Origin of the sequence: Frigoribacterium sp. RIT-PI-h (genome assembly GCF_001297205.1) — a bacterium.
Taxonomy (GTDB): domain Bacteria; phylum Actinomycetota; class Actinomycetes; order Actinomycetales; family Microbacteriaceae; genus Frigoribacterium.
Map to the genome: position 1 here is coordinate 26,422 of NZ_LHOZ01000113.1, position 13,389 is coordinate 39,810.

Genomic DNA, 13,389 nt, shown 5'->3' on the forward strand with positions numbered 1-13,389 from the left:
GCGCGCGCCCGAGACCGCCCAGAGCCCCGTGCTCGTGGTCGACTTCGGCGCCCAGTACGCGCAGCTGATCGCCCGCCGCGTGCGCGAGGCCAACGTGTACAGCGAGATCGTTCCGCACACGATCACCGCGGCCGAGATCGCCGAGAAGAACCCCGTGGGCATCGTGCTCAGCGGGGGGCCGTCGAGCGTCTACGAAGAGGGCGCGCCGAGCATCGACGCGGGCATCTTCGACCTCGACATCCCCGTGCTGGGCATCTGCTACGGCTTCCAGGCGATGGCCAAGGCGCTCGGCGGCGAGGTCTCGCAGACGGGCCAGCGCGAGTACGGCGCCACCGACGTCACGCTCGCCGAGGGCGACAGCACGCTGCTGTCGGGCCAGCCGACCTCGCAGACGACGTGGATGAGCCACGGCGACTCGGTGTCGAAGGCCCCCGAGGGCTTCGACGTCCTGGCTTCGAGCGCGTCGACCCCCGTCGCCGCGTTCTCGAGCGACGCCCGCAAGCTCTACGGCGTGCAGTGGCACCCCGAGGTCAAGCACTCGTCGTACGGCCAGGCCGTGCTCGAGAACTTCCTGCACCGTGCCGCCGGCATCCCCGCCGACTGGAACAGCGGCAACGTCATCGCCGAGCAGGTCGCCCGCATCCGCGAGCAGGTCGGTGACGCGCGCGTCATCTGCGGCCTGTCGGGTGGCGTCGACTCGGCCGTCGCCGCCGCGATCGTGCACGAGGCCGTCGGCGACCAGCTGATCTGTGTCTTCGTGGACCACGGTCTGCTGCGGGCCGACGAGCGTCGCCAGGTCGAAGAGGACTACGTCGCCTCGACCGGCGTGCGACTCGTCACGATCGACGCCGAGCAGCAGTTCCTCGACGCCCTCGCCGGGGTGACCGACCCCGAGCAGAAGCGCAAGATCATCGGCCGCGAGTTCATCCGCAGCTTCGAAGCGGCCGCCGAGGCGCTCGTGCTCGAGGCCGCCGCCGAGGGCGACTCTGCCGTGAAGTTCCTCGTGCAGGGCACGCTCTACCCCGACGTCGTCGAGAGCGGCGGCGGCACGGGCACGGCGAACATCAAGAGTCACCACAACGTGGGCGGGCTGCCCGAAGACCTGCAGTTCGAGCTCGTCGAGCCGCTGCGCACCCTCTTTAAGGACGAGGTGCGGGCGATCGGCCGCGAGCTCGGCCTGCCCGAGGTCATCGTCGGTCGCCAGCCGTTCCCCGGCCCGGGGCTCGGCATCCGCATCGTGGGCGAGGTCACGCACGAGCGTCTCGAGCTGCTGCGTGCGGCGGATGCCATCGCGCGGGCCGAGCTGACCGCGGCCGGCCTGGACGACGAGATCTGGCAGTGCCCCGTGGTGCTGCTCGCCGACGTCCGTTCGGTGGGCGTGCAGGGCGACGGTCGCACGTACGGTCACCCCATCGTGTTGCGCCCGGTGTCGTCGGAAGACGCCATGACGGCCGACTGGACGCGTCTGCCCTACGACGTGCTGGCCCGCATCTCGAACCGCATCACGAACGAGGTCGACGGCGTCAACCGCGTCGTGCTCGACGTCACGTCGAAGCCCCCGGGAACGATCGAATGGGAATGAGGCGCAGCCTCATTCTGGCGGCGCTCTGCGCCGTCAGTGCCCACCAGTAGCCGCGAACGTGGAGTGAGGGAGACCTCCCGCGAAGCGCAGTGACGCGAAGCCCCCTCCGGCAGACATCTGCCCGAGGGGGTTTTGCTGTGTCCCAGGGGTTTCGTCGTCTCCGAGGGGGTCTCGTCGTTCCCTGATCAGTGATGGTTCAGCGAGTGGGCAGAACACGCTCCTCATCCGCGCATGAACAGCACCGCTTGCCCACTCGGCCGTCGGTCTCCACACACAGAAGCGGGGCCCGTCCCTCTCGGAACGAGCCCCGCTTCGGGGTGGTGCTGGTGTCGCCCTGGTGGCTAGTCGCTGCCCCGCAGGATGGCGAGCATGCGCAGGATCTCGACGTAGAGCCAGATGACGGTCATGACGATGCCGAAGGCCGCCGACCAGGCGTAGATGCGGGGCGCACCGCGCTCGACACCGGTCTTGACCTGGTCGAAGTCGAGGACGAGCGAGTACGCCGCCATGATCACGACGAGGATGCCGAGGATGAAACCGAGGGGGATGCCCGCGATCTCCATGCCTCGAAGGCCCCAGGGGTTGGTGTTGGCACCAAAGACCATCAGGCCGAGGTTCAGCAACGAGAAGACGCCGTAGCCGATCATCGCGATCATGAAGACCTTGGTGGCCTTGGCCGACGCGCGGATCTTGCCGCTCTTGAAGAGCAGCAGGGTCGTGACGAAGACGGCCACGGTGCCGATCAGGGCCTGGGTGACGATGCCGTCCCACTGGCTCTCGAAGATCGACGAGATGCCACCGACGAACAGACCCTGAGCCGCCGAGTAGGCGAGCACGAGGCCGGGGGACGGCTTCTTCTTGAAGATGTTCACGAGCGCCAGCACGAAGCCGGCGATGGCACCGACGAAGGCGAGGGCCGGGACGAACCAACCCACGGCGGCGAAGACGAGGACGACGCCGAACGCGAGCAGCGTCTTCGAGATCGTGTCTTCGTACGTCATGCGGTCGGTCTGCGTGGGGCCGGCGGCGGGCTGCGAGTAGAGCTGCTGCAGCTGTTCGGCGGTCATGCCGTTGTACTCGACCGGCTGGGCTGCGCCCTGCTGCTGACGGATGACGGGCCCGCCGTTCTTCGAGAAGGCCGGCGACTGACTGAAGCCGGGATTCGAGAATGCCAAGGGGTTCCTCTTCTGATCGCTAGGGATGTGTGGACCGCCCACGTAGGTTCACGAAGGCGTTTCCGTACAGATGAGGCTAACGCCTGTCGTGCAACGAATGGCTGAAGATCTGCCTGATGAGAGCCGCATTCTCGCAGGGCGAACGTGCATGCCGTGCATCTTTTGCGTCTGCGGTGGGTGAGACGCCTCGTCCCCAGGGGCCGCGCCTCCTCGGCTCTCCCCAGGCGGTCGGGCGGCTCGGGCCCTGCACGGGGACGCCGGTTAGCGTGGCCGGGTGTCCACCTCGCCTCTCGTCATCGCCCACCGCGGCGCCAGCGGTCACCGACCCGAGCACGGCGAAGACGCCTACCGGCTCGCGATCGAGCTCGGGGCGGACGCCATCGAGCCCGACCTGGTCGCGTCGAGTGACGGCGTCCTCGTCCTGCGGCACGAGAACGAGATCTCGGGCACGACCGACGTCGCCGAGCACGAGGAGTTCCGACACCGGCGCACGACCAAGACGATCGACGGCACGAAGGTCACCGGCTGGTTCACCGAGGACTTCACCTGGGACGAGCTCAGCACGCTGCGAATCCGTGAACGGCTGCCCGAGCTGCGGCCCGAGAGTGCCGCGCACGACGGCGAGGGGCGCATCCAGCGGCTGGGTGACCTGCTCGACCTGCTCGACGCGGCCGATCGCCCGGTCGGGCTCGTGGCCGAGGTCAAGCACGCGACCTACTTCGACTCCATCGGCCTGCCGCTCGGCGAGCTGCTCGCCGACGAGTTGCGGCAGCGGCGGTGGGTCGACGACCCCCGGCTGACCATCGAGTCGTTCGAGCAGACCGTGCTCGGTCGGCTGGCCGACCAGCGACTCGGGGCCCGGCTCGTCTACCTGCTCGAGAAGGCCGGCGTCGCGGCCGACCTGGTCGCAGCGGGCAGATCGTCGGTGGGCTATCGCGACCAGCTGCACGCCGAGTCGCTCGAGTCGTTCGTCGACGCGGGGCTGCACGGCGTCAGCCTCGACAAGCACACGCTCGTCGACGCCCGGGGGGTGACCGACGGCCGGGTCGTCGACCGGGCGCACGCGGCCGGCCTCGACGTCTTCACCTGGACGCTCCGTGCCGAGAACGCGTTCCTGGCCAAGGCCAACCGCGGCCCCGGCGGCAAGGCCGCCTTCGGTGACTGGCGGGCCGAGTTCACCTCGCTCATGGCGCTCGGCGTCGACGGAGTCTTCGCCGACCAGCCCGAGCTCGCCGAGGAGGCGGGGGTCGCCCTCGCGTCCCGCTGACCTCGCTCGACATCGAGGGGCTCCTCATATCGAGGGACAACAGTGAAGTCTCAGGCACCAGGTTGGATCTACACGGGCCGAGGCAGTTATGGAGCTACGTGAGCCTGCGTGCCTTACTTTGATCGCGGTCCGCATTGTGAGAGCTCGTCAAGTATCCTGGGCTAGTTGACGGCTGAGGGGGAGCAATGGAAATCTTGTATGTAACTCACTTCAAGGTGACGCTTCGCGAAGATATCGCCGATGGCCCGACGGCGATGGATAGGCTCGTCGGCCACGCTGCCCACTGGCTTGTAGAGAAGACGACTACGAAGCCGGATGAGATCGACCTGACCCAGGATGGGTCTTTCTTGCGTTCCAATGGAGGAGCGTCAGGGTGGGAATTGCTCCGCGTCGGAGGTGATCAGGCGCTCAAAATCGTTACCCGCCAGCCAGCCAGCGGGGGCACAATTTTTGAATCTCGCATAACTCTCGCGAATGTGGGAGGAAACGCTACCGCTCGTGTATCGCTGGGACGTGAATCCACGGCGCCTGGGTTGTTTCCTGCACCAGCGCCCGCCATTCGGCAGCCGACCTTTGTTCTTGAGCTTGCTTCAGATGATCATCTTTCTCTGGCGGCTGAGGGAGCAGTTCAAGATGGCCGCTATCTGCTTGTGCAATCGGACGCCGAGGCTAGGGCCGTTTCGCAAGCACTGCAGAACCCAAGCCGCATACCCATCATCGTTATGCATCCTCAGGGCCAGGCTCAGTGGGACGCCGCGAAGATAATCGCAAAAAGGCTGATCGGCCTGGTTCGTGTCGTTGTGGCGGGATACAGATACACGCGTCTAATAGAGGCTGAAATTCCGAGTGTTCGTGTTCCGTTTGGTGGAGCAGTGCTCGCTTGGTCCAGGCTCTCCTCGCCGCCACTCGTCTTCGTTCGGGAAGAACTTGAGGCCCTGGGGCAGGAGGGGCTTCGAAGCCGCCTCATGGCTCTGCTCGCCGACCTGTCGGTCCGTGCGCGGGGTGCAGACGTGGGATGGGCTGCTTTGCGACAACTGGCTCTCACCGAAGGTGTCTCTCGGGCTGCCGAGGAAGCGGATCGAGCAGCCTCAGACGGCGACTTGTCTTCGCAAATCGCGGCGCTGCAGGAGCAGGCCTCAAAGCTCAAACAGCAGCTAGACGACGCGGAGTTGCTAACCAACGCTTACGCCCGAGACGCCGACGCTGCCAAGGGAGAGCTTGAAGAGGTTGAGCGCGAAAGAAACGAGCAGAGGGCTAAGGCAGATAATCTGCAAGCTCAAATACAAAAGATCAGCATCGCCGCGGATCAAGACGATATCACTTTGATTGATGATGCACCGATACTAGATTCTAAGAATGCTGAACCTACTTATCGTTTCCTCGAAGAAGCGTCCGAAGGTCGGATCACATTTACGCCTAATGCGCTGTCATCCTGGCGTAAGGCCTCGCTCTCCAATAATGAGCAGATGACGCAGGCCCTCATCGGGCTAAGCCGGTGGGCCATGGAGCAATACGGCAACGCTTCTAAACCAAAGATTGACGGCAGGCTGGATGACTGGATCGAAGCGAGTTTCGGCATAGCCGTTTCATTTCATGACTCACAAATTGAAACTCATCATAAGGCGGATGCCGCATTTCACTTCGAGGGCAAGGGTGGCTGGAACAACGTGCCCCATGTTAAGGTCACTGACGCAGTGCCCTGGCCACAGGTTGCCCGAATCCACTTTGCTCAGGACGAAACCGGGGGACGCATTATCGTCAATCACGTTGGTCACAAACTCTACAAATAGCTTGTTGGTGTCCTGCCTCCGTCGCTATCGCAACCGTTTTCCCGTATGGCATGACCGCCTGCTGAACGACGCCGGCGGGACTGTGGGACTGTGGGACCGCAATTTCACGACGGGACCGCAATCTAACGACGTACTCGCCCTTCGGCCTCCTTCATAAGCTCCAAGTTGGGTTGCGGGAGTCACCCGTGGACAGATGCTCCGTCTTCCTTTCTGCACGCCGCCGCCACGGGGCGACCTGGAGCCTTTCCGCGCATTCACGATGTCGGTGGTCGCGCCTAGACTTGCCGGGCCATGACGATCGTGCTCGAGCCCTCTGACGCTGCCGGCGGTTCCGGCGACCCCCTGACCGCCGGTCTCAACCCCCAGCAGAAAGAGGCGGTCGAGTACCGCGGGCAGTCGCTGCTGATCGTGGCCGGTGCCGGCTCGGGCAAGACCAGCGTCCTCACCCGCCGCATAGCCGGGCTGTTGGCGACTCGCGAGGCATGGCCCAGTCAGATCCTCGCCATCACGTTCACCAACAAGGCCGCGGCCGAGATGCGCGAGCGCGTGGCGCACCTCGTCGGTCAGGCCGGCGAAGGCATGTGGATCAGCACGTTCCACTCGGCGTGCGTGCGCATCCTGCGGCGCGAGGCCGAGCAGTTCGGCTTCACCAAGAGCTTCACGATCTACGACTCGGCCGACTCGAGGGCGTTGCTCAAGCGCATCTTGAAAGAGCTCGACGCCGACCAGCTCGGGCTCACCGTCAGCATGGCGTCGGGCAAGATTTCCAAGCTCAAGAACGAGCTCAGCGACGTCGAGTCGTACTCGCGCCAGATCAACATGAACGACCCGCAAGAGGTCATGTTCCTCGAGATCTTCCGGCAGTACACCCGCGAGTTGCAGCGGGCGAACGCCTTCGACTTCGACGACCTCATCGCGCAGACCGTCTACCTGTTCCGGGCCTTCCCGCACGTGGCGGCGCAGTACCAGCGGCGGTTCCGGCACATCCTGGTCGACGAGTACCAAGACACCAACCATGCCCAGTACTCGCTCATCCGCGAGCTGACCCGCCCCGTGCAGGCCGACCTCGTCGACGAGCTCGAGCGCGGCGGCCAGTTCGTCCAGTCGATGCGCGACGGCAGCGGCGGCATCCCCGGGGCGTCGCTCACCGTCGTCGGTGACTCCGACCAGTCGATCTACGCCTTCCGCGGCGCCGACATCCGCAACATCGTCGAGTTCGAACGAGACTTCCCGAACTCGAAGGTCATCCTGCTCGAGCAGAACTACCGCTCGACGCAGAACATCCTCGACGCCGCCAACGCGGTCATCTCGAACAACTTCGACCGTCAGGCCAAGAACCTCTTCACCACGGTCGGCGCCGGCAGCAAGATCGTCGGGTTCACCGGCTACACCGGTCACGACGAAGCCCAGTTCGTCGCGGACGAGATTGCGGCGCTGCACGAGTCGGGCACCGACTACAAAGACATGGCCGTCTTCTACCGCACCAACTCGCAGACGCGGGCGCTCGAAGAGATCTTCATCCGCTCGGCGATCCCGTACCGCGTGCTCGGCGGTACGAAGTTCTACGAGCGTGCCGAGATCAAGGACGCCATGGCGTACCTGATCACGGTCGCCAACCCGGCCGACCCGCTCGCCCTGCGACGCATCATGAACGTGCCCAAGCGCGGCATCGGTCCCGCGACCGAGACGGCGATGCAGCGCTGGGCCGATACCAACGAGGCGCCGCTGCGTGACGCGATGCGCAACGCCGACCAGCTCGGCCTCGGGCCGAAGGTCACCGGCGCGATCACGGGCTTGGCGAAACTGCTCGACGACGTGCAGGCCACGGCGGCGACCGCGCCCGTCCACGAGATCCTGTCGGCCCTGATCGCGGGCAGCGGCCTGGTCGAGGTGCTGCGGGCGTCGCGCGACCCGCAAGACGAGGCCCGCGCCGAGAACATCGACGAGCTCGTCGCCGTGACGAAAGAGTTCCAGAAGAACAACCCCGACGGCACGCTGCTCGACTTCCTCACCGAGGTCACGCTGGTCGCGGCCGCCGACGACCTCGACGACACGAGCGGCACCGTCTCGCTGATGACGCTGCACACCGCCAAGGGGCTCGAGTACGAGGCGGTGTTCCTCACCGGGGTCGAAGAAGACCTGTTGCCGCACCGCATGTCGGCGAACGAGCCCGGCGGCCCGTCCGAAGAGCGACGACTGTTCTACGTCGGCATCACGCGTGCTCGACAGCGGCTGTTCCTGTCGCTCGCGATGACGCGGGCGCAGTTCGGTGAGGTCAACGTGGCGATGCCGTCGCGCTACCTGCAAGAGATCCCCGTCGAGCTCATCGACTGGAAGCAGTCGCCGGGCATGGCCACCAGCCGCGGGGGCACGCAGCCGCGGGCGCTCAACGCCCGTCGCGAGGGTGGCGACGGCAACCGTGGTGCGACACCGCGGGCGTCGGGCGGCTACGGCTCGGGCAGCTATGACCGGGCCACGGCGGCGGCGAAGACCAAGCCGAAGACCGAGTGGGCGAACCGGGTCACGGGCACCGTGCGCGACAACGGCGACATGGAGCTCGAGGCGGGCGACCGCATCTCGCACGTCGACTTCGGCGAGGGTCGCGTCATGGCCGTCACCGGCATCGGCGCCCGCCGCATCGCCGAGGTGCTCTTCGACGCCGCCGGCCGCAAGAAGCTGCTGATCAAGGTCGCGCCGATCGAGAAGATTCTATGAGCGCTCGCGATGAGGGCAAGACGCCTCCCACGGGTCGCCGCTGGACAGAAACCGGGATTCTCATCGAGGAGGTAGCCCAGTTCGGCGGCGACGACTTTCTAACAAATTTAGAACCCTTTCACGCAGAGTCGACACTAAGAGATGCACGAGAGGCCGGGGCGGGTAACGACTAGGCCGACACCAACCCTGAGCCGCGTAGCGGCCAGCTCACACTAAGAGGACTGCATAGGTGGATGCGGGCAGTTTGGCTAGGGAGAACTATCGCGATAATCTCTCATGTATCCGTCTCGACATATGCGCGTATCGGAGTCATGGCTCGTAGCTCGCTCGGGGGAAAAATGCGAATAGCTCTGCTCGAAATCCAGAACTTCCGAAAGCTGCATGCTGTTCGCATAGAGGTGGAAGAGGCGACAACTTTGTTTGTTGGCGCCAACAACAGTGGGAAGACATCTGCGATGGACGCCATTCAGCTTTTTCTTGCTGAATCCAGAAGCTTTGTCGTTACCGACTTCACCCTCTCGAATCTCGAACTAGTCGACAGAGTCGGTAAATTCTGGGAGGACGAGGCTGGACTCGGCGCCACGGCGGACGACACGATGGTGATGCCCACGAAGGACAAATCTACGCCCGGCGTGAAGACGGCAGGCGAGACTGAAACGGGGCAGCCGCCAGTCGAGATGGAGGCAGATGCGGGGGAAACGGATGAGACGGCCACGGAGCCAGACTCTCCGCCAATCACGGACTCCCATTCAGCGACTAAAGAATTGATGTCAGTTCTCCCCACCCTTGACATCTGGATCATGGCTAAGGAGCAGGAGCTGTATCGCGTGGAAACACTCCTGCCGCTCTTGGAGAGCTACCAAGGAGTTGTAGGTGTTCGATTGCGCTGGGCACCCCGCGACATAGAAATGCTCAGGTCGGCGTACTTAGAGCGGCGACAATTCGTAGTGACGACCCTTGGTGCTGCGACGAATGACGACACGACCGCAAGATTGTGGCCGAGCACGCTGTCAGATTTTCTGACTCGCCAGATGTCCACGTATTTTCACGTGGAGGCCTTTAAACTCGATCCGGATAAACTCCACCCTGCTTTATCCGTCGGTGAGACGTGTGTGGGAGTGAAGGATGTTTCGGAACCGGCGGGGCCACAGGCCCTGCGACAGGGTGCAAATCCCCTCGAAGGCAATCCCCTCGGCAAGCTGATCCAGGTAGATATTGTCAATGCCCAACGGCATTTGGGGGGCGACGACCGGTCTGGACGGCTCTCACGCCAAGTAGCCACTTATTACGAACGTCATCTCGATTTTGACCGCAAGCCAGAGCCCAAGGATCTGGAGGCCATTCGAGCGACGCAAGAGGCATCTCGCCTGTTTGACCAACGGTTGTCCTCGGTATTTAAGGGACCTCTTAAGGAAATCGCCAAGATGGGCTACCCGGGTGGATCCGATCCCGAAGTAGTTATTCGAACTAGCTTGCAATTGGTGGACGGTCTATCGCACCGTTCGGTCTTGCGATACCAGGTCGGTAAGCCGGCAGGAGGCGGGGATGCCTCGTTGGAGCTGCCAGAGGGCATGAATGGTCTTGGTTACCAGAATCTAGTCCTCATGATATTCAATCTAATGCTATTCCGCGACGGTCGGCACAGGGTTGGAAAAGCGGCAGGTGGCGTTACCAGGCCGGATGTCAATCCTGAAGTACCCCCAATTCATCTGGTTCTGGTCGAGGAGCCGGAGGCGCACCTGCATGCCCAAGTTCAGCAGGTATTCATAAATCATGCTTACGCCACATTATGTGGTGATTCAGAAAGGTTGCGTCAGGATCTTGGAACGCAACTCATTGTCAGTACGCACTCGAGCCACATAGCCCACGAGGTCGACTTCTCTTCGATTCGCTATTTTAGGCGCGAAGAAAAGGTGCGTGGTCTCGTTCCATTGACCACGGTGCGCAGTCTGGCAGAAGTGTTCGGCAATAAAACTGAGAGCAGCCAGTTCGTACAGAGATACATTAAAGTCCAACACTGCAACGTCCTCTTTGCAGACGCACTGGTTCTCCTGGAGGGAGCAGCCGAACGGATACTCCTCCCGCACTTCGTGGCCAACGAGTTCCCAACATTGAATCAGGGATACATCGAGTACCTGGATATCGGCGGAGCCCATGCGCATCGTTTGAGACCGCTAGTCGAAACTCTTGGCATACCAACTCTTATCATCACCGATCTGGATGCAGGCGCCGGCACTCCACTGAAAAAAGTTTTGCCAAAAATGGGTTCTGGGCAAAGGACGATGAATACGTCGCTTAGGGACTGGCTCGAGGTTGAAGACATTGACGCGCTGGTCGGTCTGCACGGCGCAGAGAAAACTAAGGCTGCCGTTCAGGGTGGATTAGTCCATTTCGCCTTTCAAGGCGACATGGAAGTGAGTCGAGACGGCATCGCTCTGGGCGTTGCTCTGCCTTCGACCTTCGAGGACTCCCTGGCGCTGTTCAATTACGACGTGGTCGAGCGAGCGGTCGGCACCAGCTTGACCGGCGCGATAGTGAAAGCTCTGGAACTCGGCAAGCAAGGTGATCTGAATGCTGTCGTGTCTGCCCTCTTTGAGTCACTTGCACATGGAGAGAAGGCAAGATTTGCCATAGACATATTGACCATTCCGCGGGCGTCAGGACAAGTAAGGGCTCCTCTGTACATAGCAGACGGGCTGCTTTGGCTTCAGCATCAGGTTGAGCGGCTGCCTCTAGTAACGGGTCTGGCCAAGCTCGCTTCCGACACGGATGGTAGCGCCGATGTCTCTGCAAACGAGGTGTGACGTGGAAGGCGCATGCGAATTTGAGGTCGACGTAGAGGACGCTATTTCTGACTATCTAACTGGGACTCGACCGCGATCGTTTTTCTTGTACGCCGGGGCGGGAGCCGGCAAAACGTGGTCACTCGTGACTGCTTTGAAATCTGTTCGTAGCAAGAGGGGAGCCGAACTTCTAGCTAATCGCCAGCGCGTAGCGGTGGTGACCTTCACGCGAGCAGCGACTGAGGAAATTCGAAGTCGAGTCGGCGACACCAGCATCGCTGACATCTCGACGATTCACTCTTTCGCTTGGAGTTTATTGCGAGGTTTCGACGATGACCTTCGTATCTGGCTAGCAGACCACCTGACGGTGCAATTACAAGAGACCAGAGAGGCGGAGCGCAAGGGGAGGGCTGGGACCAAGGCGAGTGTTGAGCGTAAGCAGAAGATTGCGCGGTATGAAGAATCGCTCGCGCAGCTTCCTCAAATTCAGAAGTTTTCCTATAGCCCAGACCAGATTGTTCCTGGGAGGGGAGCTCTAAGTCACAGCCAGGTGCTGCAGGCCGCGGCTAGCTTCATACGAAACAAGCCGACTTTCCGAGAAATTATCGTCGGGCGGTATCCAGTTGTTCTGGTCGATGAGGCTCAGGACACCAATAAGGCCATCATGGATGGTCTTCTGGGCCTTGCCGAACGCTATGATAGACGCTTTGTGTTGGGTCTTTTTGGTGACACCATGCAACGGGTTTACCTCGATGGGAAGCCAAATCTTTTGGAAACTATTGGAGGTTGGGCGCAGCCAAAAAAAGGCCTGAACAGGAGATCGTCGAAACGGATCGTGCAACTAATCAATCAGATTCGTCTGCCAGTGGACGGCCTTGAGCAGCGCCCTCTGGATGATGCGCAGGTAGGCACGGTCCAGCTGTTCCTTACTGACGCGCCCACCGCGAATCGAGGTGCAATCGAAGAAGAAGTCATGCGTCGCATGGCGCACTTATCTGGTGATGGCGCGTGGCGCGCTCAAGAGGGTTCTGTCAAGACGTTAATTCTCGAGCACTCCATGGCAGCTGCCCGCTTGCATTTTGAAGAGTTCTTTGATGCGTTCAATGCAGACGGTGAAACTCGTTCGGCCATAACGAGTCGTGACTCCATTCAAGCTGGGCCCGTCGCGTTCCTAGGCAAGCAGGTATTGCCCTTGTGGGTCGCGCTCAAAGCCGACGACTCGTTCGCGGTAGACCAAATAATTCGCTCCTCGTCGCCCTTGTTCGATCAATCGACATCCAACGGTTCGGCACCAACGCCGACCAGCCGAGTGGCGCAGATTCGACGCGCCGTTTCAGAACTTCGTGATGTCTCTCGCGGTAACGACCCGTCGCTGGGCGCGGTCCTAGGGGTTGTCAAGGCAAACAAATTATTGGCACTTCCTGATGAACTTGACGATGCACTTGCCTCAGGAGACACCGACTTGACGGAGGGCGACACGAAGCAGGCTTCGGTCAGCAACGACTCGCTGACCGACGCATGGAGAATTGCGCTTGACGTTTCCCTCAACGAGTTCATGCGCTATTACGACTACGCAGTGGGTTCATCTCGTGTCGACACTCACCAGGGTGTGAAAGGCCTCGAATTTAGTCGCGTCATGGTTGTGTTGGACGACTCGGCTGCAAAAGGAAATTGGTTCAGCTATGAAAAATTATTCAGTGTCAAGGAGGCCAGTTCTACGGATGTAGAACATATGCGGAACGGGGAGGAGACCACGATCGACAAAACACGGCGCCTCTTGTATGTCGCGTGCAGCCGAGCGCGCTACAGCCTCGCTGTAGTCGCCTATACGGCAAGTCCGGCCCTTGCTCGGAGTGGCGCCCTGGCTGACGGAATGTTCACGTCCGACGAGATTACTGTTCTCTAGTTCACGCGTCTTCGAACTCACGCGCCCGAGCGGCGGGGATGACGTAACAATCATCGGTTGATTCGGGCGCTACGCGTTGGTGTCATGGCTACTTGTTGCGCTTCAGGCCCCATGGCGCGGCTGGACCTCTCATGCATCGACGACCGTCGGGCAGTGACCTCGGTTGTTGAG

7 protein-coding genes are annotated in these 13,389 nt (G+C 62.0%); 6 read left to right on the plus strand and 1 reads right to left on the minus strand.

What is annotated here, in order from left to right:
- Nucleotides 1–28: 28 nt before the first annotated feature.
- Complete coding sequence (gene guaA, locus AEQ27_RS15125; protein ID WP_054147442.1) at nt 29–1,582, plus strand: glutamine-hydrolyzing GMP synthase; 1,554 nt, start codon at nt 29–31, stop codon at nt 1,580–1,582.
- Nucleotides 1,583–1,923: 341 nt separating this feature from the next.
- On the opposite strand, the gene AEQ27_RS15130 is transcribed toward guaA, so the two are convergent.
- Nucleotides 1,924–2,757: a Bax inhibitor-1/YccA family protein gene (locus AEQ27_RS15130; RefSeq protein ID WP_054147421.1), complete on the minus strand. Its 834-nt coding sequence runs from the start codon at nt 2,755–2,757 to the stop codon at nt 1,924–1,926.
- A gap of 274 nt (nt 2,758–3,031) precedes the next feature.
- On the opposite strand from AEQ27_RS15130, the gene AEQ27_RS15135 reads away from it, so the two are divergent.
- The 5 genes from AEQ27_RS15135 to AEQ27_RS16830 all read left to right on the plus strand — a co-directional run bounded on the left by AEQ27_RS15135 (nt 3,032) and on the right by AEQ27_RS16830 (nt 13,218).
- Nucleotides 3,032–4,024, plus strand: coding sequence for a glycerophosphodiester phosphodiesterase family protein (locus tag AEQ27_RS15135; protein ID WP_054147422.1), 993 nt, complete (start codon nt 3,032–3,034; stop codon nt 4,022–4,024).
- Nucleotides 4,025–4,209: 185 nt separating this feature from the next.
- Nucleotides 4,210–5,814, plus strand: a complete 1,605-nt coding sequence (locus AEQ27_RS17500) for a FlxA-like family protein (protein ID WP_152970407.1) — start codon at nt 4,210–4,212, stop codon at nt 5,812–5,814.
- Nucleotides 5,815–6,105: 291 nt separating this feature from the next.
- The gene (locus AEQ27_RS15140) at nt 6,106–8,529 is read left to right on the plus strand and encodes an ATP-dependent helicase (RefSeq protein ID WP_054147423.1); all 2,424 of its coding nucleotides are present in this window, start codon (nt 6,106–6,108) and stop codon (nt 8,527–8,529) included.
- A gap of 311 nt (nt 8,530–8,840) precedes the next feature.
- Entirely contained in the window at nt 8,841–11,333 is a 2,493-nt protein-coding gene (locus AEQ27_RS16825; protein WP_161805564.1) for an AAA family ATPase, read from the plus strand.
- Nucleotides 11,311–13,218: a UvrD-helicase domain-containing protein gene (locus AEQ27_RS16830; RefSeq protein ID WP_255349771.1), complete on the plus strand. Its 1,908-nt coding sequence runs from the start codon at nt 11,311–11,313 to the stop codon at nt 13,216–13,218. The genes AEQ27_RS16825 and AEQ27_RS16830 overlap by 23 nt, the downstream gene beginning before the upstream one ends.
- Nucleotides 13,219–13,389 lie beyond the last annotated feature (171 nt).